Raw genomic sequence first — 21,750 nt, forward strand, 5'->3', positions numbered from 1 at the left:
TCACGCGTGGCCGAGGGCGGCGTCCGACAGGGCCGCCGCCTCCGGCGCCTCCCGGCGCAGCAGCGCCGCGTACCGCCCGTCCAGTTCCACCAGCTCCTCGTGGGTGCCCAGTTCGACCACCTCGCCCTGATCGAGCACGGCGATCTGGTCGGCGGAGCGGACGGTGGAGAGCCGGTGCGCGATGGTGATGGTGGTGCGGCCGGCGGCCAGGGTGTCCACGGCCTGCTGGACCGCCCGTTCGGTGCGGTTGTCGAGCGCGCTGGTGGCTTCGTCCAGGATGAGCACCGGCGGGTTGCGCAGGATGGTGCGGGCGAGCGCGAGGCGCTGCTTCTCGCCGCCGGAGAAGCGGTAGCCGCGTTCGCCGACCAGGGTGTCGTAGCCGTCCGGGAGGGCGGCGATGGTCTCGTGGATCTGCGCGGCCCGGGCGGCCGCGACCAGTTCGGCGTCGCTGGCGCCGGGCTTGGCGAAACGCAGGTTCTCGGCGACCGAGGCGTGGAAGAGGTAGGTCTCCTGGGAGACCACGCCGACCGCGCGGGCCAGGGTGTCGAAGGACAGCTCGCGCACGTCCACGCCGTCCAGGGTGACCCGGCCCCCGGTGACGTCGTACAGCCGCGGCACCAGGTAGCTGAGGGTGGTCTTGCCCGAGCCGGTCTCGCCGACCACGGCCAGTGAAGTCCCGGCCGGGACCTTCAGTTCGACGCCGGCCAGGGTCGGGCGCTCCTGCTCGGGGTCGTAGCGGAACTCGACGGCCTCGAAGCGGACCTCGCCGCGGATGTCGGTCAGGCCGACCGGACGCGGCGGTTCGGCGATCTCCACCGGCAGGTCGAGGTACTCGAAGATGCGCTGGAAGAGCGCGAGCGAGGTCTGCACGTCCACGCCGGTGGAGAGCAGGCTGACGGTCGGACGGAACAGGCCCTGCTGGAGGGTGACGAAGGCGACCAGGGTGCCGACGGAGACGATCGGCGCGCCGGCGGCGGAGGTCAGCCCGGCGGCCCAGTAGATCAGCGCGGGCATCGCGGCCATCACGATCATGATGGTGTTCATCCGCCAGCGCCCGGCCATGCTGGACCGCACCTCCAGGTCGGCTAGCTGGTCGGACTGCTCGGTGAACTCCCGGGCGAGCGAGTCCGAGCGGCCCATCGTGCGGCCGAGCAGGATGCCGCTGACCGACAGCGACTCCTGCACCGCCGAGCTCATCGCGGCCAGTTGCTTCTGCCGTTCGGTGGTGATCTTCTTGCGCTCCCGGCCGACCCGCCGGCTGATCCAGACGAACAGCGGGAGCAGGAGCAGCGAGACGACGGTCAGCCGCCAGTCCAGGGCGACCATGGCGACGATCGAGGCGACCACCGCAGTCAGGTTGGAGACCAGACTGGTCGCGGTGGAGGTCACCGTGGACTGCATGCCGCCGATGTCGTTGGCGATCCGGGACTGCACCTCGCCGGTGCGGGTGCGGGTGAAGAAGGCCAGCGACTGCCGCTGCAGGTGGCCGTAGACGGAGGTGCGCAGGTCGTGCATGACGCGCTGGCCGACGGTGGTGGAGATCAGCGTCTGCAGCACGTTGAAGACGCTGTTCACCACGGCGGTGAGGATCATCCCGAGCGCGAGCAGGCTGAGCAGCCCCGTGCGGCCCTGCGGGATGGCGGTGTCCAGCACGGCCCTGAGCAGGAACGGCGAGATCACGGACACCACGGCGGAGGCTGCGACCAGCAGCCCGACGGTGCTGAGGCGGACCCGGTAGGGGCGGAACAGGGCGAGGATGCGCCGCCACTGGGCCGGCGGGCGGGGATCGCCCTCGGCGCGGTCGGGCGGGGTCCAGTCGATGGCGGCGGGCCTCAAGGACGGGCCTCCCTGGATCGGGCGCGCGGGGGCGTGGCCGCGGCGGCGGGCATGGCGGTCGGTCGGGATTCAGCATAGCGAGAGTAGCTCATAGTTAGGCAAGCTAATAGTGAGAGTGCCTCTATTCCTGGGGGCCATGTGCTCCTGGCCGCCATGCCCTCCGACTGCTCTGCCCTCCGACTGCTCTGCCCTCCGGCCGACCTGCTCTCGCGGTCGCCATGCCCTCCCGGCCGACCGCCGACCGCGTCAGTTCGTCCGGTAGGTGCGCGCCGCCTTCGAGGAGAGGCCGCCGAGCTTGCCCGAGGGCAGCACCCGGGCGATCGCCACGGCCAGCTTGTAGCGCTTGCCCGGTACGGACACCGAGCGGCCGCGGGCGAGGTCACGCATCGCCTCGTCCACCACCCGCTCGGCCGACAGCCAGGACCAGGACGGGATGTTGCCGGTGCCCATGCCCGCCCGCTGGTGGAACTCGGTCCGGGTGAACCCCGGGCACAGCGCCATCATCCGCACGCCCGTCCCGCCGAGGTCGCGCAGCACGCCCTGAGTGAAGCTCACCACCCAGGCCTTGCTCGCCCCGTACGTGCCGCGCGGCAGGAAGGCCGCCACCGAGGCGACGTTCACGACCGCGCCCCGGCCGCGCTCGCGCATTCCCGGCAGGGCGGCCGTGGTCAGCCGCAGGATGGCCTCGATGTGCACCTTCAGCATGTCCAGCTCGTCCTGGAGCGGGACGGTCCCGAAGGCGCCCTTGTTGCCGAAGCCGGCGTTGTTGATCAGGAGGTCCACCGGACGCTCGGCGTCGGCGAGCCGGGCCTCGACGGCGGCGATGCCCTCGTCGGTGGCGAGGTCGGCGGTCAACACCTCCGCCTCGGTGCCGTACTTCGCGTGCAGGTCGGCGCCGGCGCGCTCCAGGCGCTCGGTGTCCCGGGCCACCAGGACGAGCCGGTAGCCGCTGCGGGCGAGCCGGCGGGCGAACGCGGCTCCGATGCCGGCGGTCGCGCCGGTGATCAAGGCTGTGGTCATGCCCCAGACCGTACCGACTCACCGCAGCCACGCCCACACCCAGGGCGAAGCTCCTGCACGCGCCACAGGCCTCGGCCGCGGTGGCGGGGCTGACCAACAGCGGGCCTCCGGACGGGCGGTTCGCCCACGCGGGGTACGAGCTGCCGCGGTCCGCCGGCCGGGCTAGACCGCGACGGCCTTGGCGCGGTCGGCGGCGATGTGCACCGCGAGGCCCGCGAGGACAGTGCCCATCACGTAGCGCTGGACGCGCAGCCAGGCCGGGCGGCGGTTGAGGAAGCCGGCGATGCTGCCCGCGCTCATCGCGATCAGGCCGTTCAGGGTGACCGCGATCACGATCTGGGTCAGACCCAGCACCAGGCTCTGCACCGCGATGTGGCCGCGCTCGGGCGCCACGAACTGGGGCAGCAGCGAGACGTACATGATGGCGATCTTGGGGTTGAGCAGACAGGTCAGGAAGCCCATCGCGAACAGCCGGCGGGGCGGGTCCGGAGGCAGCTGCTGCGGGGCGAAGACCGCCGTGCCGCCGGGCTTGACCGCCTTCCAGGCCAGCCAGAGCAGGTAGCCTGCGCCGGCCAGCTTGATCGCGGTGTAGAGGACGGGGACCACCGAGAAGACCGCGGCCACTCCGGCCGTCACCGCGACCAGGTAGACCAGGAACGCGGTGGCGACGCCCGTCAGCGACACCAGTCCGGCGCGGCGGCCCTGGGATATCGAGCGCGAGACCAGGTAGATCATGTTCGGCCCCGGCGACAGCACCATGCCCAATGCCACGGCGGCGATGCCGAGCACGGCGTGGCCGTCCACGGCGCGCAGCGCGTCCGGGGCGCCCAGGGCGCTCGCGAAGGATGTCAGCTCGTCCATGCGTCGAGGCTAGGCTGCGGGATGATCTCGATGCAATGATGACTTTGCGCTCGGTGCAATGACGCTGCAACGCCGGGTGGCCACGTGCGTTCAGGTGCGTGCAGGTCCGGGAGAGGTTGGCTCGCGATGGATGACTACCGGCTGATCGCGGACGAGATGGCCGCCGACATCACCAGCGGACGGCTGCGGCCCGGCCAGCAGCTGCCCACCCAACGCGCCTTCGCGCGCCGCCGGGGCATCGCCGCCTCGACGGCGGGGCGGGTCTACCGCGAACTGGTCCGGCGCGGGCTGACCGTCGGGGAGGTCGGGCGGGGCACCTTCGTCCGGGCCGGGCGGTGCGCACCGGACGGGCCGATCGCGCTCGCCGAACCGGCCACCGCTCCGATCGACCTGGAGCTCAACTACCCGAGCGCGCCCGGGCAGGCCGAACTGCTGGCCGGCGGGCTGGCGCCGCTGCTGCGGGCCGACGCGCTGGGCGAGGCACTGCGGCCGGTCGGCGCGGCCGGGACCGACGTGGCGCGGCAGGCCTTCGCCGGACTGCTGTCGGCGGGCCCGGGCGGCTGGGACGTCGACGCGCGGGGGCTGTTGTTCGCGGGCAACGGGCGGCAGGCCATCGCGGGGGCGCTCGCCGCACTGGTGCCGCCCGGGCAGCGGCTGGGGGTCGAGGCGCTGACCTATCCGGTGGTCAAGGCGGTGGCGGGGCGGCTGGGCATCCGGCTGGTGCCGCTCGCGATGGACGAGCACGGGCTGCGGCCCGACGCCCTGGCGGCGGCCCACCGCGCCGGGCCGCTGCGCGCGGTGTACGTCCAGCCCCGGTTGCAGAACCCGCTGGGCACCAGCCTGCCGCCCGAGCGGGCGGTCGCGCTGGTGGAGGAGCTGCGCCGGCTCGACCTGCCGGTCGTCGAGGACGCCATCTGGTCGTTCCTGCGCCCCGAGTCGGCGCCGCTGGCCGCGCTCGCGCCGGAGCGGACGGTGCTGGTCGACAGCCTCTCCAAGCGGCTCGCGCCGGGGCTGACCACCGGGTTCGCGGTCGTCCCCGACGGGCTGCGCGAGCGGGTCGCGGGCGCGCTGCGGACCGGGGGGTGGACGCCGAGCGGCTTCGCGTTGGAGGCGGCGGTGCGCTGGATCGGGGACGGGACGCTGGCGGCGGTGGTAGCGGCGAAGCGGATGGACGCGGCGGCACGGCAGGCGCTGGCGCGGGAGGCGCTCGCGGGGCAGCGGCTGCGGGCGGACCCGTGCTCGTACTACCTGTGGTGGGACCTGCCGGGGGCCTGGCGAGCGGAGACCTTCGTCGCCGCGGCGGCGCGGGCGGGAATCTCGGTGACGCCTGCGGCGGCCTTCGCGGTGGACCCGCGGAGCACGCCGTCCGCGGTGCGGGTGGGACTGGCCTCGCCGCCGTTGCCGGTGCTGAGGTGGGCGTTGCGGGTGCTGGCGGGGATCGCGAACGACTGACAGATGACAGCTGACAGATTTCAGAAGTCAGCTTTCAGATTTCAGATTTCGAAATCTGTCAGCTGTCAGTTGTCATCCGTCGGTTGTCATCCGTCAGTCGTCAGCTGTTCGCCGTCAGCTCCCCGCCCCCGACCGGCTCCCCCGCGCCGCCGTGTCCGCGGCGCCGCCGGCCCCTACGGCCCGTAGGCGAGAGGCGGCGGTGGCCGCGAGCCGCGGGGCGAGCTTCGCCACGTCGCGGGAACCGACCACCGCGATCAGGCTCGGCAGCAGCCAGCGCACCGGCTGCATCCCGCGCAGCCAGGCCTGGGCGTACACGTGGGCGGAGCGCCGGGCGATCCCGGCGACGATCCGGTCCACCGCCGGCTCCAACGGGTACGTCTTGTTGGCCGGCCACGGCAGCCGCCCGCGCATCTGCTTCAGCACCGCGTCCTCGTCGGCGCCGCGCACCATGTCGGTGTCCGTCCAACTCAGGTACCCCACACCGACCTTGACCCCCTGATAGGCGACCTCGGCGCGGATCGAGTGGGCGAAGGCCTCCACCCCGGACTTGCTGGCGCAGTACGCGCTCATCAGCGGTGCGGGCGTCAGCGCGGCGAGCGAGGCGATCTGCAGCAGATAGCCGCGGCTCTCGGTGAGCGCCGGCAGGAAGGCCCGCGCGGTGGCGACGCTGCCGAGCAGGTTGACCTCGATCACCCGGCTGAAGGCACGGTGGTCGCTGTCGGCCAGCGGTCCGCCGATCGCGATCCCGGCGTTGGCGACCACGGTGTCGATCCGCCCGTAGTGCTCCTTGATCCGGTCCGCGGCGTCACTGAGCCCCTCCAGGTCGGTGACGTCCACCTCCCACGCGGTGGCGGCCGCGCCGCACTGCGCGGCGACGGCCTTCAGCTCCTCCGGCTCCAGGCCCAGCAGCGCGACCTTGGCCCCGCGCCGGGCCAACTTGCGGGCCAGCGAGGCACCGACCCCACGGGCGGCTCCGGTGACGACCACGACCTGCGCGGACAACGGCGGGATGGCGTTCATGCGACAGTGGTCCTCTCGGCGGCGGAAGCAGCGGCGGGAACGGCAGCAGGATCGACGGGAACCGCAGCGGTGGCGGCCCCGCCCAGGTGCGCGGCGGCCATCCGGTGGATCTCGGCGGCGACCTCCACCGGCCGCTCCAGCGGCGCCATGTGCCCGACCCCGGGCAGCAGCAACAGCCCCTGCGGATCGGCGAGTTCGGCGACCATCCGGTGGGCGTGCACCGGCGGGGTCAGCCGGTCCGCGGTGCCCACCACCACGGCGGTGGGGGCGGTGATCCGGCCGAGCCCGGCCCGGACGTCCAGCCGGTCGAGCACCCCGGCCCAGTGGACGCGGACCCCGGTCGGGCAGGCGTGCACGATCCGGGCCGTCGCCTCGACCTGGCCGGCGGGCGAACTCGGCCCCATGGTCGCGTACTTGAGCGCGGCCCGGCTGACCGTCGAGACCGGTCCGAGCGGCATCCGGGAGCGCAGTAGCTGCCGGTGCAGGAAGCGTCGCAGGCCCGGGGCGCGGACGGCGTCCGGCAGGACGGTGAGCTCGGCGACCAGGTCGCTCGGGCCGGTGGAGATCAGCACGTTGGCGGCGGTGCGTTCGGCGACCTCGGGACGGCCGCCGGCGGCCATGATGGTCATCCCGCCCATGCTGTGCCCGGCCAGCACCGCCCGCTCCCCCGCCGGGACGGTCCGGGCGAGCACCGCTGCCAGGTCCTCGGCGAGCGCCCGGGTGGAGTAGCGGGCCCGGCTGGGCGGGATCTCGCTGTGCCCGTGGCCGCGCTGGTCGTAGGCCACCACCCGGTAGCGGTCAGCGAGTTGGCGGATCACCGGGGCCCAGAAGGCGGTCGAGCAGGTCCAGCCGTGGGAAAGCACCACGGTGGGCGCGCCCGGCCGGCCGTGCACCTCGACGTGCAGCCGGATGCCGTCCGCCGAGCGGACGCTCAACTCCTCGACGGGCGTGGGCGGTACGTACTCGACGGGGAGCTGAACGGACTTCATGCGGTGGCCTCCTGGACGGTACGGGCGGCGGTCGGGGCGGTGCGCATGATCAGCTCGTACTCGCCGAGGTCGACCCTGCGGGTGGCGCGCCGGAAGGAGGTCGTGGAGCCGGGCCAGAGCACGGTGTTCTTGCCGTTCGGGTCCAGGTACCAGCTGAGGCAGCCGCCGGTGGTCCAGACGGTGCGGTCCATCCGGTGCTGCAGTTCCAGGTTCCACTGCCGCTGGGCGCGGACGGTGGGCTGCATGGCGGCGGCTCCGACCGAGTCGAGCGCGGTCAACGCGTCGATCATGTAGTTCAGTTGGGACTCGATCATGAGGATCATCGAGCTGTTGCCGAGGCCGGTGTTGGGGCCGATCACGAAGAAGAGGTTGGGGAAGCCGTGCACGGTCGAGCCGCGCAGCGCCTCCATGCCGTCCTTCCACTCCTCCGCGAGGCTCGTCCCGTTCGCCCCGAACACCCGGGCGCCGATGGGCATGTCGGTGACGTGGAAACCGGTGCCGAAGACGATGGCGTCCACCTCGTGCTCGCTGCCGTCGGCGGCGACCAGGGTGGAGCCGCGCAGTTCGCGCAGGCCGGCGGAGACGACCTCGGTGTTGGCGGCGGCGAGCGCCGGGTAGTAGGTGTTGCTGAGCAGGATGCGCTTGCAGCCGATCCGGTAGTCCGGGGTGAGCTTGGCGCGCAGTGCCGGGTCGGCGACGCCCTGGGCGATGTGGCGTTCGGCGAGCTGCTGGACGAAGCGCAGCAGTCCGGGGCGGCGCACGAAGGCGTCCACCTGGAGCTCGCGGAGCGCGAACAAGGTGCCCCGGCGGATCTTGGCGGTGACCGGCAGACGGCCGTGCAGCCACTTCTCCAGCTGGGTGATCTCGCGGTCGCGGCGCGGCAGCACCCAGGCGGGGGTGCGCTGGAAGACCGTCAGCTTGCCGGCCTTCGGCTGGATCGACGGGATGATCTGGGCGGCGGAGGCGCCGGTGCCGACCATCGCGACGCGCTTGCCGGTCAGGTCGTAGTCGTGGTCCCAGCGGGAGGAGTGGAACACCTTGCCGGGGAAGGTGCTCAGGCCGGGCAGGTCGGGGATCTGCGGGTCGGCGAGCGGTCCAGCGGCGGAGACGACGGCGTCGGCGGTCCACTGGCCGGCCGAGGTGGCGATCCGCCAGTGGGTCCGCTCCTCGTCCCAACGCGCCTCCAGCACCTCGGTGTTGAAGCGCAGGTGCGGGCGCAGGCCGAAGACGGTGGCCACCTTCTCCAGGTAGGCGCGGATGTCCGGCTGGCCGGAGAAGCTGCGCGGCCAGTCGGGGTTGGGCGCGAAGGAGAAGGAGTAGAGGTGCGAGGGCACGTCGCAGGCGCAGCCGGGGTAGCTGTTGTCGCGCCAGGTGCCGCCGACGGAGTCCGCGCGTTCCAGGACGACGAAGTCGGTGATCCCGGCGCGCCGCAGCCGGACGGCCGCGCCGAGGCCACCAAAACCGGAGCCGATCACCGCCACCCGCACGTGCGGTACGGCCTCCGCCGCAGCGCTGGGGTCGGTCGCTCCGGACGCGCCCGGGCGGGGGCGCTTGCTGCTGGATGCCATGCGGCCTCCTCCTGAAGGGTGGGGCGGTGGTCGTCACGCTCTTCCGGGGGGTGGCTCCCCGGAACCTCCCGGGGGCGTTCCCCGGAACCTCCCGGGCCGTCCTCGGAACCCTGCCGATCGCGCCAGCAATCACTGGCATGGTTGGCAGGGTAGCCCTTGCTGACACCGGATGGAAGAAGCACGACGGCGCGGATTCACCGGAGGTTTCCCGAACTTCCCGGAGGCTCCCCGCCGACCCGACGGATCTATGCTGATCGCCGTGGACAAGGTCAGAGCTGCTGCGGGCGACAGAAAACGCGAGTACCGGGTGGAGGAACTGGCCGAAGCGGCCGGCATCACCACCCGCACCCTGCGCTTCTACCGCGAGCGCAAACTGCTCCAACCGCCCCGCAAGGAGGGCCGGATCGCCTGGTACGGCGAGGAGCACCTGACCCGGCTACGGATGATCGGCGAACTCCTCGAACGCGGGCACACCCTGGGCGGGATCGCCGAACTGATCGGCGCCGGCGAGAGCGGGCGGGACGTCGCCGGGCTGATCGGGCTCGAGGCCGCGATCGTCGCCCCCTGGTCGGACGAGACCCCGGTGCGGCTGGATTGGGAGGAGCTGAAGTCCGCCTTCGGGGACCAGCTCACCGAGGAGAACACCGCCGAGGCGATCGCCCAGGGCTACATCACGATCGAGGACGACGGGATCACCCACGTCAGTCGGCGGCTGATGGACGCCACCACCGAGCTGGTCGCCGAGGGCGTGCCGCTCGCGGCGGTGCTGGACGCCAGTCGGCGCACCCGGGAGTACGTCGACGCCATCGCCGAGATCTTCATCGAGGTGGTCAGTGAACACCTGCTCAGCGCGCTCTCCGGCGACACCCCGCTGCCGCCCGGCGAGGCGGCCCGGCTCACCGAGCGCATCCTGCGGGTCCGGCCGCTCGCCCGTACCGTCGCCGATGCCCAGTTCACCCTCGCGATGGACCGCCGGGTGCAGGCCGAGTACGCCGAACTGCTGCGCCAGCGGCGGGAGCACGACTCGGAGGCGTAGCGGGGACCTGGTGTGACAGCGGACGAATGGCGAATGACAGATGACAGCGAACGGATGACAGATTTCAACATCTGTTATCTGTCATCCGTTCGCTGTCATCTGTTCGTCGTCATCTGTTCACTGCCATCCGCCCGCGCACGGACGGCGGGGACGACGGTGGTCCGCACACCGTCGCCCCCGCCGTCACGCCCGGTCGTTGGGCACCCACAGTCCGACCGGGCCCTGCTCGGACGCGCCCCGGGCGGGCCTGCCCAACTCAGGCCCGACCCGGTTCAGGCCCGGATCAGTTGACGTTGACCGCCGTCCAGGCGGCCGCCACCGCGTTGTACTCGGCGCTGTTCGCGCCGTACAGGTCCGACGCCGCGCTGAGGGTGGCCGCACGGGCACCCGCGTAGTCGGTCGTCGAGGTGAAGTACACGGTCAGCGCGCGGTACCAGATCTGCGCGGCCTTGTCCCGGCCGATGCCCGCGAGCGAAGAACCGTCCGCCGTCGGGCTGTTGTAGTCGAACCCGTTGATCGTCTTCGCGCCGCTGCCCTCGGACAGCAGGTAGAAGAAGTGGTTCGCCACGCCGGACGAGTAGTGCACGTCCAGGTTGCCGACGTTCGGGTCCCAGTAGTCCGCCGAGGAGCCGTCCTTGCTCGGCTGGTCCATGTAGCGCAGCGGGCTGCCGTCGCCGCGCAGGTTGATCAGCTCGCCGATCCAGTAGTTCGGCGGGTTGGAGGGCAGGTTGGCGTACCACTCGACCATCGTGCCCATGATGTCCGAGGTGGCCTCGTTGAGACCGCCGGACTCGCCCGAGTAGTTGAGCGCGGCCGTCGCGGCGGTGACGCCGTGGGTCATCTCGTGGCCGGCGACGTCGATCTCGGTGAGCGGCGCACTGTTGTTGTTGCCGTCGCCGTACGACATGCAGAAGCAGTCGTCGCTCCAGAACGCGTTGACGTAGTTGGAGCCGTAGTGCACCCGGCTGAGGGCGCCGACACCGTCGTTGCGGATGCCATTGCGGTTGAAGGTGTTCTTGTAGAAGTCCCAGGTGGTGGCGGCACCGAACTGGGCGTCCACGGCGGCGGATTCGCGGTTGTTGTTGGTGCCGTCGCCGAAGCTGTTGCCGGGGTTGGCGAACAGCGACCCGCTGCCCGACTCGCTGTTGTTCATGTCCGTGGTGGACTGGCCGCCGCGGCTGGTGTCCTTGAGCTCGAACTGCGAGCCGTTCTGGTTGGTGTTGAGCGGGACCTGGCCGACGAAGATGCCCTTGCCGGTACCGGCGGCGGTCTCGATCTTCTCGTGGGTGGAGAGGACCTGGCCGTTGGCCGCGTCGGTGACCAGGATCTGCGCGCTCGGGGTGCCGTCGGCGCGGGTGCCCTCGACGGTGGTCCGGTAGGCCAGTCGCGGGTTGCCGTCGGTCGCCCAGACGACCAGCTGCGCCTGACCGGTCTGGTGGACGTCGACCAGCGGGGACTCGTCGGAGTCGATGGTCTGACCGACGGTGGCCTTGACCGCGCCGGAGGCCTGGGCGGCGGCCTTGTCCGCCGGGATCTGCGGGGTCAGGCTCGGCAGCGCGATCTGGGCGGAGACCGCCTTGTCGACCGACTTCACCGCGCCGTCGGCCTTCTGATGGACGACCAGGTCGCCGCCGATGACCGGCAGGCCCGCGTAGGTGCGCTCGAAGCGCAGGTGCCGGGTGCCGTCCTTGTCGACGACGGCGTCCTTGGCCACCAGCTTCTCCTGGCCGCCGAGGCCGAGCGCCTGCGCCAGCGGGGCGGACTGGCCGTTGGCCACCGCGAGCACGGCCTCGTGCTGCTGGGCGGCCTGCGCCTGCAGCGAGGGGGCCGCCGGGGCGGCCTGGGCGGCGGAGGTGGTCACCTGGATCACACCGGTCAACATGGCCGTGGCCGAGAGCACGGCGACGGCAGCGAGCTTTCGCTTCACGTACGAGTCCTTCCGGGAAACCGCGTGTGGGCGCGGTCGCACCGCGTCCCGGGGGCCGGGGTCGGCACCTGTGGGGCGGAACGGGCGCTGACGTGCTGAAACCCCGTGCGGTCGAGCGGCTCGCCACCAAGGGGTGGGGGTGGGGGCTACCGCTGGGGGATGACCAGAAGCATGACAATCCAGCAGGTGAAATGACAGGTCTGCCTCAGTTATTGGCCAGGTCCCGCCAGTTGGTAAAGGGAATCAAATGGAGGTCAAATCCGGGCAATCCACCCGGCCTTGCAGTGGGTTCCCACTCGAACCAAGGCCCGACCGCCTGCGCGGACGGCAGATCGGTCACCGGCCGCCGATTCCGGGATCGACATCGATCAACGGCCGATCGACTTTTACATCCTTGTAGAACTTTCCATACACACCCTTGACACCGGAATGGCGAGGTCCCGCCACCGGCCCCCCTTGCCCGGCGAGCGACGGTCTGATAGCGCCGCCCACACGGTGAGCGGCCGCCTACGCGCCGTATTCCCTTACCGTGTCCGGCAGTTGGCGCAGCGAGGGGTTCACGGGCGTCACTGCAACCGCCATTCCTGGGCGGGGTTTCCGGGCGTGCACGCGACCATGGTGAGGTCGTTGCCGGGTCCGTTGTCCGTCATGCAGGACTGGTTCTGGTAGTCGCCGAGCGTGTACGAGCCCGCGGTGCTCCCGTTCCGGACGGTCCATCGGGTGAGGAAGCTGTACCCGTTGCTCAGCACGACCTTGCCGTCCATGGTCTGGACGAGCTGCGGGCCGCCGTTGTTGCAGGCGTTGAACACGATCCAGCTGCCGGGGTCTGTGGAGCGCACCCAGCCGTACTGGGTGGCGCCGCCGAGGACGATCGGGTTGTCCCCGCTCAGGTCGTCGTTGCGCATCCCGATCGGGCGGCCGTCCTTGACGCTGACGATGGTGCTCCAGTTGCTGCCGCCGCAGGAGGCGGGCCGGGCGGGGGTCTGCGGGGCGGGCGTGTTGCCGCCGGACGACGAACCGCTGGAAGTGCCGCCCTGGGAGGTGGAGTTGCCTGGACTGACCGGCGACTGGTTCGACCCACCCCCGCCGCCGGGCTGGTTGGCCTGAGCGCCCGAGGAGCCGCCCGCGGAGCCGCCCGACGACGCGCCGGGCGCCGCGCCACCGCCGGTGTTCGAGCCTCCGCCGCCGCGGCCCTGGGCGCCGCCGTTCCCGCCCTGGGCCGGTACCGGTACGGGCGGTTGGCCGCCGGGCGGCTGGTCGGCGGCCGGGGTGACCGGCGGGGTGTCGGTCGGCTGCGGGGTCGCGGACCCGGGCGTGGTGGCGGTCGGGGTGGTGGTACCCGGGGTCGCCGGGACGGTCACCACCACGGTCGGTGGGGCGGCGGGCGGCACGGCCGCGGTGGAGTTGCCGGGGCTGCGGTCGATCAGCAGCGCCGTCGCCGTACCCATCGAGATGACGACCGGGACGACGATCGGCAGCAACAGGGTGCGGCGCGAGCGGCGCCGGCCCGGTTCGGTCTCCGCCTGTGGGTCCACCTTCACGACCTGTTCCGGCCCAGCCGGGGCCGCAGCCACGGGCGCCGCCCCCGCTCCAGCCGCCGCCCCGGCCCCCGCCCGCAGGTCGATCGTCCCGCTGTCCGCCGCCCTGCGCGCCGTTCCCGGCAGGCCGATCGCCACGCGGGCCGCCGCCGCCATCCCGGCGGCGCTCTCGAAGCGGTCCTCGGGCCGCTTGGCCAGCGCGGTGGCGACCAGTGCCCGGACCGCCGCCGGGAAGGTCTCCGGCAGTTCCGGCACCGGCTGGTTGACGTGCTTGAGCGCGACCTGCAGCGGCCCCTCACCCAGGTACGGCACCTGCCCGACCAGCAGCTCGTAGCAGACCACGCCGATTGAGTAGAGGTCGGAGGCCGGGCCGGTGCTCTCCCCCGAGGCCTGCTCGGGGGACATGTAGGCCGCGGTGCCGATGATCGCGTACGGCGCGGTGAGCTTGGTGCTGGCGACGGCCCGGGCGATTCCGAAGTCGGTGATGACCACCCCGCCGTCCTCGCGCACCATCAGGTTGGAGGGCTTGAGGTCGCGGTGCACGATCCCGCGCCGGTGGGCGGCGTGCAGCGCGTCCAGGGCTTCGGCGAGCAGGCCGAGAGCGCGCTCGGCGCTCATCGGGCCGTCCTCCTTGAGCACCTGGTTCAGCGGACGGCCCTCGATCAGGTCCATCACGATGTAGGCGCAGCGCTCGTCGCCGTCCCCGTCCGCGCCCTCGTTCCCGCCGCTCTCCCCGTAGTCGTGCACGTCCACGATGCCCGGGTGGTCGATCGCGGCGACCAGCTGGGCCTCGCGGCGGAAGCGCTGGACGGCGGTGTCGTCCTCGAACAGGTCCGCGCGCAGGATCTTGACGGCGACCGGCCGTGCCAGCACCTCGTCATCGGCCCGCCAGACCGCGCCCATCCCTCCGCCGCCGACCTTCTCGACCAGCTTGTACCGCCCGCCGAGCACCGTGCCCGCGCCGCTCATCCGCCCCGCCCCCAGGTGTCATGACCCTCCCCACCGGGTCGTCGGCACACAGTGTGCCAGAGCGTGCCGCGAGCCCAGCAGGCGCTGTACGGACGGTCGTTGGGCGTCAATCTGCGGTGTTCCGGGCGATTCGGGCGAGGTCGGACACCTCTCGGACGGCCGCGGCGACCGCCTGGGGCCGGTCGGCGTGGAGGTAGTGGCCGGCGCCGGGCACCTCGGCGTGGAGGCCCCGGGCGGCTCCGGGCGCGATCCGTGCCTGCGCGGCGGTGAAGCGGGCGCGCAGCGCGCGGGGCAGCCCCTCGGTCGCGCTCAGCACGGTGACCGGCACCTCGGGCAGCGGACCGGCGGCACGCCGACGGCGCAGCACCGGGACGGCCTGACCGGTCAGCCGGTGCTCGGCGAGCACGGCCCGCCGCTGGTGGGGGTGGGCGAGCGCCGCCGCCTCGGCCCGGGTGAGGACGTCGCCACGGTCCGGCGCGGCGGGCGCCAGGGCCGCCCGGAGCAGCCCGAACCGGAGCAGCGCGGCCTCGGCGACGGCGATGGCGCGCGGCCGGAACTCCTCGTGCGCCGGATCCACCAGGACCAGGCCGGCCACCAGCTCCGGCCGCTGCCGGGCCAGGAGTTGGGCCAGCTGACCGCCCCAGCTGTGCCCGACCAGGACGGCCGGTCCGGCATCCAGGTGCCGCACCAGGGCTTCCAGGTCACCGGTCTGCGCCTCCAGCGTCAGACCTGGGGGCGCGGTCGGGCTCGCTCGCCCCGAGCCCGGCCCGGTCGTACGCCACGATCCGGCCCAGCTCGGCGAGTTCGGGCAGTAGTGGGGCCCAGGTGAGCGAGGAGTCGCCGCAGCCGGCGATCAGGACGATCGGCACGCCCTCGGTCGGGCCCGCCTCCACCCAGCGCAACGCCCGTCCTTCACGGTCGAGTTCGGCCGTCCGCAGCCCGCCGGGGGTGCGGACGGCCAGCGCCTCGGCGATGACCTCCCGGACGCTGCCGGGCGCCCGCCCGGTTCGACTGTTCCGCTTGTTCGGCACGTTCCGGCCCCCGTGGCTGTTTCGGCGGGGCCCGCCGGTCCGGTTCGACCGGGAGAACGGCTCGGCCCCCGGCCACACCTCGGGCCCGGCCCCCACTGTACGGCCGGTGGATCGGGGACCAACAGGACGGATTCCGAACGGGGTGAGGAACGGCCCGGGTTAGGCGGGGACAGCCGGATTACGCGGGCAGGGCGCGCGCCAACAGGTCGAAAAGCGCCGCCCAGTGCCGGGCGTCGCCGACCGCGTCGTAGCGGTTGGTGTCGGCCTGGGTGAAGCCGTGCCCGGCACCCTCGTACACCTCCGCCCGGTAGCGGACCCCGGCCGCGGTGAGGGCCTCGCCGAGGCGGGCGATCTGCTCGGGCGGCATCGAGTCGTCCTGGTCGGCGTGGCCGAAGTACAGTTCGGCGGTGATCCGTTGGGCGTCCAGGTGCGGGCTGTCCGGACGGTCGGTGGCGAGGTGGCCGCCGTGGAAGCAGGCCGCGGCGGCGACCCGGTCCGGGCGGCTGATGGCGGTGCGCAGGGCGAGGAAGGCGCCGAGGCAGTAGCCGGTGACGCCGATCTGGCCGTCCTGGACCAGCGGGGAGGCGTCGAACCAGGCCAGGTAGGCGTCCGCGTCGCGGGCGGCAACCTCCGGGGTGGCGACGGCCATGAGCAGTGGGCCGAGCTGGGTGAAGATCTCGCCGGCCTGCTCGATGTCGATCAGCTCCGGCAGTTCCACCAGCGGCGCGCGGCCCTTGCGGTAGTAGGCGTTGGGGACGAGGACGGTGTACCCGGCCTCGGCGATCCGGTCGGCCATGGCCTTCAGGTGGGGCCGGAGGCCGAAGGCGTCCTGATACAGCAGCACGCCGGGGTGGGGGCGGCCGTCGTCGGGGTGGGCGAGGTAGGCGTCGGCGGTGCCGTCCGCCGTCTGGATGTCCACGGTGGTTCCGCGCACGGTCATGAGTGGGAGCTCTCCTTAGGGTCCGTCGGCAGCGTAGCCGGTGATCGTCCGGGTCCGGGAACACCGGTGCGGCCGTGCGGCGTTGGGCTGGACATGGGCTTCGTCATAGGTGCGGTGTGCGTGGTCGTGGTGGCGGTCGGGCTGGTGCTGCTGGCCGGCTTGCAGGTCCGGGGCGAGTCCTCGCCGCGCCGCCGCGAGCGCGCGCCGGGGGTCGGGGCGGGCGGCGGCGGTCTCCTGGACGAACTGCACGCGGTGTTCAGCCCGGGCAAGCGGATCCAGGTCGAGCAGCGGCGGGAACAGGCGACGCGCCGGGACGACACCCAGGCCGGGGCGCCGCCGCACTTCGGGGTGGACCTGGACCGGGGCGTGGCGGTGCTGCGACGCGCCCGGGGCGGCGGGGGCGGCGGGGGCGGCGACGGGGCCGAGCAGCGGTAGGGTCGGTCGGTCGACCAACCGTCAGAACCGCCGCAGCCGCTCCTCGTCGCCGGTGCGCGGGCAGGTCAGGCAGGCGACGGCTTCGGGTTTGACGGCGTAGTAGAGGCAGCAGCCGAGCCGGGTGCGGGTGTGGTGGTCGCGGCCGTCCGGGGTGCGCAGCCGGCGGAAGTCGGCGGCTCCGGGCAGCGGCAGGGTGCCACCGGGCAGCAGGGCGCTGGCGGCTGCGACGGCGGCATCCTCCCCGACGGACGCCATGTCCTTTGCGCCCTGGCCGCCTTGCCCGTCTTGCCTGTCCTGCGCGTCCTGCGCGTCCTGCGCGTCCTGCACGCCGTGCCCGCCATGCCCGTCCTGCACGCCGTGCCCGTCCTGCGCGTCGAGCATCCGGCCGAGGTACCAGACGGCGGAGGCGAGGTCGTCGGTCACCATGCCCCAGAGCGCCCGGTCGCGGCGCCGGGTCGGACCGGCGAAGGCGGCGAGCACCGGTTCGAGGTGGGTGACCACGGCGGACCGCAGTTCGGCGCGCAGTTCGTCGTCGCCGGGGCGGGTGACGTGCCCGCCCGGGCGCAGCGCGAGTGCGCCGGTGGGGGCGTGCAACCAGAGGTCGGCGGGGTCGACGACCGGGACCCGTCGGGCGAGGTGCCAGGGGCCGGCGATGAGCAGGCAGGCGGACCAGACGTAGTGGTGGAGCAGCCGGGAGGCGGTGACGTGCGGGCGGGGCGCGCGGCCGTGTTCGGCGGCGATCCGGGCCTCCTCCCCGGCCAGAGCGGCGGCCAGGACCCTTTCGTCGGTGGCGAGTTGGGTCCCGGAGTACCAGCCGTCGGCGGCCGACGGGTCGTCCTCGGTGGGGTCGAGCAGGCGCAGTCGGAGCACCGGGCAGAGGCCGCACAGCCGGTGATAGTCGCCGGCCAGGGCGACGGACCGCCCCCGGGAGAGGACGGGCAGGGGTGTTCCGGGGACCATCCGCGCTCCCGAGATCGGCTCCGAGTGATCGAGCAAGGTGATCGATTAAGGTGAGGCTCACCTTATAACGCCTCAGAGCGTGCACACACCACCCTTCCGCGCGACCGGGCATTCCCGCCCGACCTTCAGACCGGCCTTGACGAAGTTAGGCAAACCTAACCTAAGATGTCGACTCGTGTTGAGAACCGACCCACCGGCCGCCACAGCCCCGGCGGCGCCCCGTACCCCGACGCTCCGGCAGCCCCTGCTGCTGGTCGTCGGCGTGTGCGCGCTCGTGCTGTGCGCCGCCCTGAGCCTTGCCCTGGGCTCCCGATCCATCCTGCTGTCCACCGTCGTCGACGCCCTCACCGGTGCCGCCCACGGCGGCGACGCCGACGTGGTGACGGGCCTTCGGGTCCCGCGCACGCTCATCGGACTGGCCGTCGGAGCCGCGCTCGGCGTCGCCGGGGCGGTCGCCCAGGGCGTCACCCGCAACCCGCTGGCCTCGCCGGTCACCCTCGGCATCAACGCCGGCGCGAGCCTCGCCGTGGTCGCCGCGATCTACGCGCTGGACCTCTCCCGCCCGGCCGAGTACGTCTGGTTCGCGTTCGCCGGGGCCGCCGTCGCCGCCGTCGCCGCGTACACCATGTCCCGGCGCGGCGGGGACCTCGACCCGGTCCGGCTCGCGCTCGGCGGCACCGTACTCACCGTTGTGCTCACCTCCTGGGCCTCCGCACTGATGCTGGCCAGTCACCGCACCCTGGACGAGGCCCGGTTCTGGCTGGCCGGCTCGATCGCCGGACGGCACCTGGACACCCTCACCCCGGTGCTGCCGTTCCTGGTCCTCGGCCTGATCGCCGCCTTCGCGATCTCCCCCGCGCTCAACGCGCTGGCCCTGGGCGACGAGACCGCCCAGTCGCTGGGCGTGCCGGTGGCCCGGATCCGGCTGGTCGGCGGCCTGGCCGTGGTCCTGCTCGCGGGCAGCGCGGTCGCCGTCTCCGGACCGGTGGCGTTCATCGGACTGGCCGCGCCGCACCTGGTCCGTACGTTGCTCGGCAACGACCACCGCTGGCTGCTGCCCGGCTGCCTGATCGCCGGTCCCCTGCTGCTGCTCGCCGCCGACGTGCTCGGCCGGCTCGTGGTGCAGCCCTCCGAAATCGAGGTCGGCATCGTGACCGCCTTCCTCGGCGCGCCGCTGCTCGCGGTGCTGGCCCGGAAGGTGGCCAAGTGACCACGCTGACCGCCCCGATGGGCGCGATCGCCCGCCACCGGGCCAGGACCGCCGCCTGGTCGCTGCTGGCCGTCGGGCTGCTGGTGCTGCTGACCGGCATCGCCCTCGGCACCGGCCAGGTGAGCATCTCCGCCTGGGACGCGCTGCGCGCCCTGTTCGGTCAGGGCGAGCCCGGCGACGTCCTGGTGGTGCAGCAGTTCCGGGCGCCGCGCGTGGTCTCCGCGCTGATCGCGGGCGCCGGGCTGGCGATGGCCGGCTCGATGCTGCAGCGGCTGTTCCGCAACCCGCTGGCCGCCCCCGACACCATCGGCATCACCGGCGGCGCCTCCTTCGGCGCGGTGCTGATGCTCGCCACCGGCGCCTCGCAGCAGCTGATCCCACTCGCCGCAGTCGGCGGCGGGCTGCTCGCCGCGCTGCTGCTCGGCGGCTTCGCCTGGCGCTCGAAGATGGCCGTCACCCGGCTGGTGCTGGTCGGCCTGGCGGTCCAGCAGGGCTTGGCCGCCGCCGTGAACCTGATGGTCGTACGGTTCCCGGCCGAGCTGGCCTCCTCCGCGATGCAGTGGACCACCGGCTCGCTGTACGGGCGCAACTGGACCGAGGTGTGGATCGGCGGCACCGCCATCACGCTGACCGCCGGGGCCCTGCTGCTCTGCCAGCGGCGGGTCGCCGTCCTCGACCTCGGCGACGACTCGGCCGGCGGCCTCGGCCTGAACCCCGCGCGGGACCGGCTCTGGCTGCTGCTGCTCACCATCACCCTCGCCTCGCTGGCCGCCGCCCTCACCGGGCCGGTCGCCTTCGTCGCGCTCGCCGTCCCGCACCTGGTCCGGCTGCTCGCCGGACCGCCCACCCCCGGCACGCTCGGCCTCACCGCGCTCACCGGCGCCGTGCTGCTGCTCTCGGCCGACCTCCTCGTACTGCACGTGATCCCCGTCCACGGCCTGCCGGTCGGTGCCGTCACCGCCACCCTCGGCGCGCCCTGGCTCCTGGTGCTGATGATCCGCCAGGGCCGGCTTCCCCAGAGGAGCAGCTGATGCAGCTGACGGCCAGCGCCACCGACGTCAACCGGCTCGCCGCCCACGGGCTCGGGCTGTGCTACGGCGAACGGACCATCGTCGACGGGCTCGACCTCGAACTGCCCGGCGGCGCCGTCACCGCGATCGTCGGACCGAACGCCTGCGGCAAGTCGACCCTGCTGCGCGGACTCGTCCGACTGCTCGACCCGGCCGCCGGCGCCGTCACCCTGGACGGCGCCGACATCCACCGGATGCCCGCCCGGACGCTCGCCAAGCGGATGGGCCTGCTGCCGCAGCAGCCGGTCACGCCCGAGGCGGTCACCGTCGAGGCGCTGGTACGGCTCGGGCGCTACCCGCACCAGCGGATGCTCAGCCCGTGGTCCAAGGCCGACCAGGCGGCGGTCGAGGAGGCGCTGGCCCGCACCGGTACCGCCGAACTGCGCGACCGGCAGGTCGACCGTCTCTCCGGCGGGCAGCGCCAGCGGGTCTGGATCGCGCTCGCGCTCGCCCAGGAGACCGACCTGCTGCTGCTCGACGAGCCGACCACCTTCCTCGACCTACGGCACCAGCTCGACGTGCTCGACCTGGTCGCCGACCTGCACGCCGAGGCCGGGCGCACCGTGGTCATGGTGCTGCACGACCTCGGGCAGGCCGCGCGGTACGCCGACCACCTGGTGGTGCTCAAGGACGGACGGCTCGCCGCGGCCGGTCCACCCGCCGAGGTGCTGACGGCCGAGCTGGTGGAGTCCGTGTTCGGCGTGCCGTGCCGGGTGGTGCCCGACCCGGAGACCGGGACGCCGCTGGTCGTACCGCGGGCGCGCGTCCGGACCACTTCCCTTCCGGTGTGAACTTCTCTTCCTGTGTGAACTTCCCTTCCCCGTAACCCCGTTCGACCCGATCCAAGGAACCCCGATGAACCGCCGACTCCCCGTCGCCGTCCTCGCCGTCACGCTGTCCGCCACCCTCCTCGCCGCCTGCGGGAGCAACGGGGACACCGCCAGGTCAGGGGGCGACTCCGCGCCCTCCGCCGGCTCGGCGGGCACCGCCGCCGGGTTCCCGCGCAGCGTCAAGCACGCCGCCGGGACGGCCCAGATCAAGTCACAGCCCAAGCGCGTCGTGGTACTGGACAGCGGCGAACTGGACGACGTCACCCTGCTCGGCGTCACGCCGGTCGGCGCGGTGTCCCCGCACATGAAGACCGAGGGCGGGTTCCCGAACTACCTCAAGGACAAGATCAAGGACACCAAGGACGTCGGCCCGATGAACGAGCCGAACCTGGAGCTGATCGCCTCCCTCAAGCCCGACCTGATCCTCTCCTCCAAGGTCCGGCACGCCAAGGTCTACGACCAGCTGAACGCGATCGCGCCGACCGTACTGGCCGAGACCACCGGCTTCCCCTGGAAGGAGAACCTGGCGCTGTACGCCCAGGCGCTCGGCAAGGAGGACGAGGCGAAGAAGGCGCTGGCCGACTACGAGGAGCGGGCGCACAAGCTGGGCGAGGCGATCAAGGCCAAGTACAACGGGACGATGCCGACCGCCTCGGTGGTCCGCTTCGTGGCCGGCCCGACCCGCCTGTACGCCAAGGCCTCCTACAGCGGCGTGGTGCTCAAGGACGTGGGTCTGGCCCGGCCGACCTCGCAGGACGTGGACAAGAACATCATCGAGGTCAGCGCCGAGCAGATCAGCCAGGCCGACGCCGATCTGGTGTTCGCCACCACCGCCGACGACCCGTCCAAGACCAAGGAGAGCGAGGTCCAGCAGACCCCGGTCTGGCAGGGCCTGAACGCCGTCAAGAACAACAAGGTCTTCACCGTGCCGGACGAGACCTGGATGTCCGGCATCGGCGTCCAGGCCGCGGACGCGATGCTCGTCGACATCGCCAAGGCGGCGGGCGTGGACGCGCCCAAGTAGCGAACGGCGAACAAGGAACAACTGACAGCGAACG

Annotated in this window: 18 protein-coding genes and 1 pseudogene; 7 read left to right on the forward strand and 12 right to left on the reverse strand. The window is 72.8% G+C overall.

All coding sequences use genetic code 11. From position 1 onward, the window contains the following. From O1G21_RS08730 to O1G21_RS08740, 3 genes are all read right to left on the reverse strand, one after another. Positions 1–1,836 carry an ABC transporter ATP-binding protein gene (locus tag O1G21_RS08730; protein ID WP_270142245.1) on the reverse strand — a complete coding sequence of 612 codons (1,836 nt, stop codon included), beginning with the start codon at positions 1,834–1,836 and terminating at the stop codon, positions 1–3. Positions 1,837–2,082: 246 nt separating this feature from the next. Then, positions 2,083–2,856 carry an SDR family NAD(P)-dependent oxidoreductase gene (locus O1G21_RS08735; protein ID WP_270142246.1) on the reverse strand — a complete coding sequence of 258 codons (774 nt, stop codon included), beginning with the start codon at positions 2,854–2,856 and terminating at the stop codon, positions 2,083–2,085. 162 nt (positions 2,857–3,018) lie between these two features. Further along, complete coding sequence (locus O1G21_RS08740) at positions 3,019–3,717, reverse strand: LysE family translocator (RefSeq protein WP_405000604.1); 699 nt, start codon at positions 3,715–3,717, stop codon at positions 3,019–3,021. Positions 3,718–3,843: 126 nt separating this feature from the next. Between O1G21_RS08740 and O1G21_RS08745 the strand changes: the two genes are divergently transcribed. Continuing rightward, positions 3,844–5,169: an aminotransferase-like domain-containing protein gene (locus O1G21_RS08745; protein WP_270142248.1), complete on the forward strand. Its 1,326-nt coding sequence runs from the start codon at positions 3,844–3,846 to the stop codon at positions 5,167–5,169. 114 nt (positions 5,170–5,283) lie between these two features. Here the strand turns inward: O1G21_RS08745 and O1G21_RS08750 are convergent, their stop codons facing one another. From O1G21_RS08750 to O1G21_RS08760, 3 genes are read right to left on the reverse strand one after another with little or no spacing between them, the layout of a single operon-like run. Beyond that, the gene (locus O1G21_RS08750) at positions 5,284–6,189 is read right to left on the reverse strand and encodes an SDR family oxidoreductase (RefSeq protein WP_270142250.1); all 906 of its coding nucleotides are present in this window, start codon (positions 6,187–6,189) and stop codon (positions 5,284–5,286) included. Then, positions 6,186–7,178 (reverse strand): alpha/beta fold hydrolase, encoded by a 993-nt coding sequence (locus tag O1G21_RS08755; protein ID WP_270142252.1) that lies wholly within the window; start codon positions 7,176–7,178, stop codon positions 6,186–6,188. The genes O1G21_RS08750 and O1G21_RS08755 overlap by 4 nt, the downstream gene beginning before the upstream one ends. Continuing rightward, positions 7,175–8,746: a flavin-containing monooxygenase gene (locus O1G21_RS08760; RefSeq protein ID WP_270142254.1), complete on the reverse strand. Its 1,572-nt coding sequence runs from the start codon at positions 8,744–8,746 to the stop codon at positions 7,175–7,177. Before O1G21_RS08760 ends, O1G21_RS08755 begins: the two co-directional genes overlap by 4 nt. 259 nt (positions 8,747–9,005) lie before the next feature. On the opposite strand from O1G21_RS08760, the gene O1G21_RS08765 reads away from it, so the two are divergent. Beyond that, entirely contained in the window at positions 9,006–9,782 is a 777-nt protein-coding gene (locus O1G21_RS08765) for a MerR family transcriptional regulator (protein WP_270142256.1), read from the forward strand. A 283-nt stretch (positions 9,783–10,065) separates the two neighbouring features. Here O1G21_RS08765 and O1G21_RS08770 read toward each other — a convergent pair whose 3' ends face one another. From O1G21_RS08770 to O1G21_RS08790, 5 genes and pseudogenes are all read right to left on the reverse strand, one after another. Further along, a complete protein-coding gene (locus O1G21_RS08770) occupies positions 10,066–11,664 on the reverse strand; it encodes a M4 family metallopeptidase (protein ID WP_405000793.1) in 1,599 nt (532 codons plus the stop codon). Between the two features lie 611 nt (positions 11,665–12,275). Then, positions 12,276–14,216 carry a serine/threonine-protein kinase gene (locus tag O1G21_RS08775; protein WP_270142260.1) on the reverse strand — a complete coding sequence of 647 codons (1,941 nt, stop codon included), beginning with the start codon at positions 14,214–14,216 and terminating at the stop codon, positions 12,276–12,278. A 106-nt stretch (positions 14,217–14,322) separates the two neighbouring features. Beyond that, positions 14,323–14,970, reverse strand: a pseudogene (locus O1G21_RS08780) (alpha/beta fold hydrolase); the annotation flags it as partial. Then, positions 14,918–15,247, reverse strand: a complete 330-nt coding sequence (locus O1G21_RS08785) for an alpha/beta fold hydrolase (protein WP_270142262.1) — start codon at positions 15,245–15,247, stop codon at positions 14,918–14,920. The gene O1G21_RS08785 and the pseudogene O1G21_RS08780, both read right to left, overlap by 53 nt. A 178-nt stretch (positions 15,248–15,425) precedes the next feature. Further along, on the reverse strand, positions 15,426–16,187 hold the full coding sequence (locus O1G21_RS08790) for a dienelactone hydrolase family protein (protein ID WP_270142264.1): 762 nt from the start codon (positions 16,185–16,187) through the stop codon (positions 15,426–15,428). Positions 16,188–16,280: 93 nt separating this feature from the next. On the opposite strand from O1G21_RS08790, the gene O1G21_RS08795 reads away from it, so the two are divergent. Then, positions 16,281–16,622, forward strand: coding sequence for a DUF6191 domain-containing protein (locus O1G21_RS08795; protein WP_270142266.1), 342 nt, complete (start codon positions 16,281–16,283; stop codon positions 16,620–16,622). Between the two features lie 21 nt (positions 16,623–16,643). On the opposite strand, the gene O1G21_RS08800 is transcribed toward O1G21_RS08795, so the two are convergent. Further along, positions 16,644–17,582 carry a (2Fe-2S)-binding protein gene (locus O1G21_RS08800; protein ID WP_270142268.1) on the reverse strand — a complete coding sequence of 313 codons (939 nt, stop codon included), beginning with the start codon at positions 17,580–17,582 and terminating at the stop codon, positions 16,644–16,646. 244 nt (positions 17,583–17,826) lie between these two features. Between O1G21_RS08800 and O1G21_RS08805 the strand changes: the two genes are divergently transcribed. From O1G21_RS08805 to O1G21_RS08820, 4 genes are all read left to right on the forward strand, one after another. Then, positions 17,827–18,792: a FecCD family ABC transporter permease gene (locus O1G21_RS08805; RefSeq protein WP_270150854.1), complete on the forward strand. Its 966-nt coding sequence runs from the start codon at positions 17,827–17,829 to the stop codon at positions 18,790–18,792. Between the two features lie 17 nt (positions 18,793–18,809). Further along, on the forward strand, positions 18,810–19,823 hold the full coding sequence (locus O1G21_RS08810) for a FecCD family ABC transporter permease (protein WP_270150856.1): 1,014 nt from the start codon (positions 18,810–18,812) through the stop codon (positions 19,821–19,823). Beyond that, the gene (locus O1G21_RS08815; protein WP_270142269.1) at positions 19,823–20,653 is read left to right on the forward strand and encodes an ABC transporter ATP-binding protein; all 831 of its coding nucleotides are present in this window, start codon (positions 19,823–19,825) and stop codon (positions 20,651–20,653) included. Before O1G21_RS08810 ends, O1G21_RS08815 begins: the two co-directional genes overlap by 1 nt. 64 nt (positions 20,654–20,717) lie before the next feature. After that, positions 20,718–21,716 (forward strand): ABC transporter substrate-binding protein, encoded by a 999-nt coding sequence (locus O1G21_RS08820; RefSeq protein WP_270142270.1) that lies wholly within the window; start codon positions 20,718–20,720, stop codon positions 21,714–21,716. Positions 21,717–21,750 lie beyond the last annotated feature (34 nt).

It is taken from the genome of Kitasatospora cathayae, assembly GCF_027627435.1.
GTDB classification, from domain to species: Bacteria; Actinomycetota; Actinomycetes; order Streptomycetales; family Streptomycetaceae; genus Kitasatospora; species Kitasatospora cathayae.

Coding starts and splice junctions, on each gene's coding strand:
- O1G21_RS08770 (WP_405000793.1), bottom strand. CDS start 11,664: ATGTTGACCGGTGTGATCCAGGTGACCACCTCCGCCGCCCAGGCCGCC.
- O1G21_RS08750 (WP_270142250.1), bottom strand. CDS start 6,189: ATGAACGCCATCCCGCCGTTGTCCGCGCAGGTCGTGGTCGTCACCGGA.
- O1G21_RS08810 (WP_270150856.1), top strand. CDS start 18,810: ATGGGCGCGATCGCCCGCCACCGGGCCAGGACCGCCGCCTGGTCGCTG.
- O1G21_RS08800 (WP_270142268.1), bottom strand. CDS start 17,582: ATGGTCCCCGGAACACCCCTGCCCGTCCTCTCCCGGGGGCGGTCCGTC.
- O1G21_RS08815 (WP_270142269.1), top strand. CDS start 19,823: ATGCAGCTGACGGCCAGCGCCACCGACGTCAACCGGCTCGCCGCCCAC.
- O1G21_RS08755 (WP_270142252.1), bottom strand. CDS start 7,178: ATGAAGTCCGTTCAGCTCCCCGTCGAGTACGTACCGCCCACGCCCGTC.
- O1G21_RS08820 (WP_270142270.1), top strand. CDS start 20,718: ATGAACCGCCGACTCCCCGTCGCCGTCCTCGCCGTCACGCTGTCCGCC.
- O1G21_RS08740 (WP_405000604.1), bottom strand. CDS start 3,717: ATGGACGAGCTGACATCCTTCGCGAGCGCCCTGGGCGCCCCGGACGCG.
- O1G21_RS08735 (WP_270142246.1), bottom strand. CDS start 2,856: ATGACCACAGCCTTGATCACCGGCGCGACCGCCGGCATCGGAGCCGCG.
- O1G21_RS08775 (WP_270142260.1), bottom strand. CDS start 14,216: ATGAGCGGCGCGGGCACGGTGCTCGGCGGGCGGTACAAGCTGGTCGAG.
- O1G21_RS08760 (WP_270142254.1), bottom strand. CDS start 8,746: ATGGCATCCAGCAGCAAGCGCCCCCGCCCGGGCGCGTCCGGAGCGACC.
- O1G21_RS08795 (WP_270142266.1), top strand. CDS start 16,281: ATGGGCTTCGTCATAGGTGCGGTGTGCGTGGTCGTGGTGGCGGTCGGG.
- O1G21_RS08745 (WP_270142248.1), top strand. CDS start 3,844: ATGGATGACTACCGGCTGATCGCGGACGAGATGGCCGCCGACATCACC.
- O1G21_RS08790 (WP_270142264.1), bottom strand. CDS start 16,187: ATGACCGTGCGCGGAACCACCGTGGACATCCAGACGGCGGACGGCACC.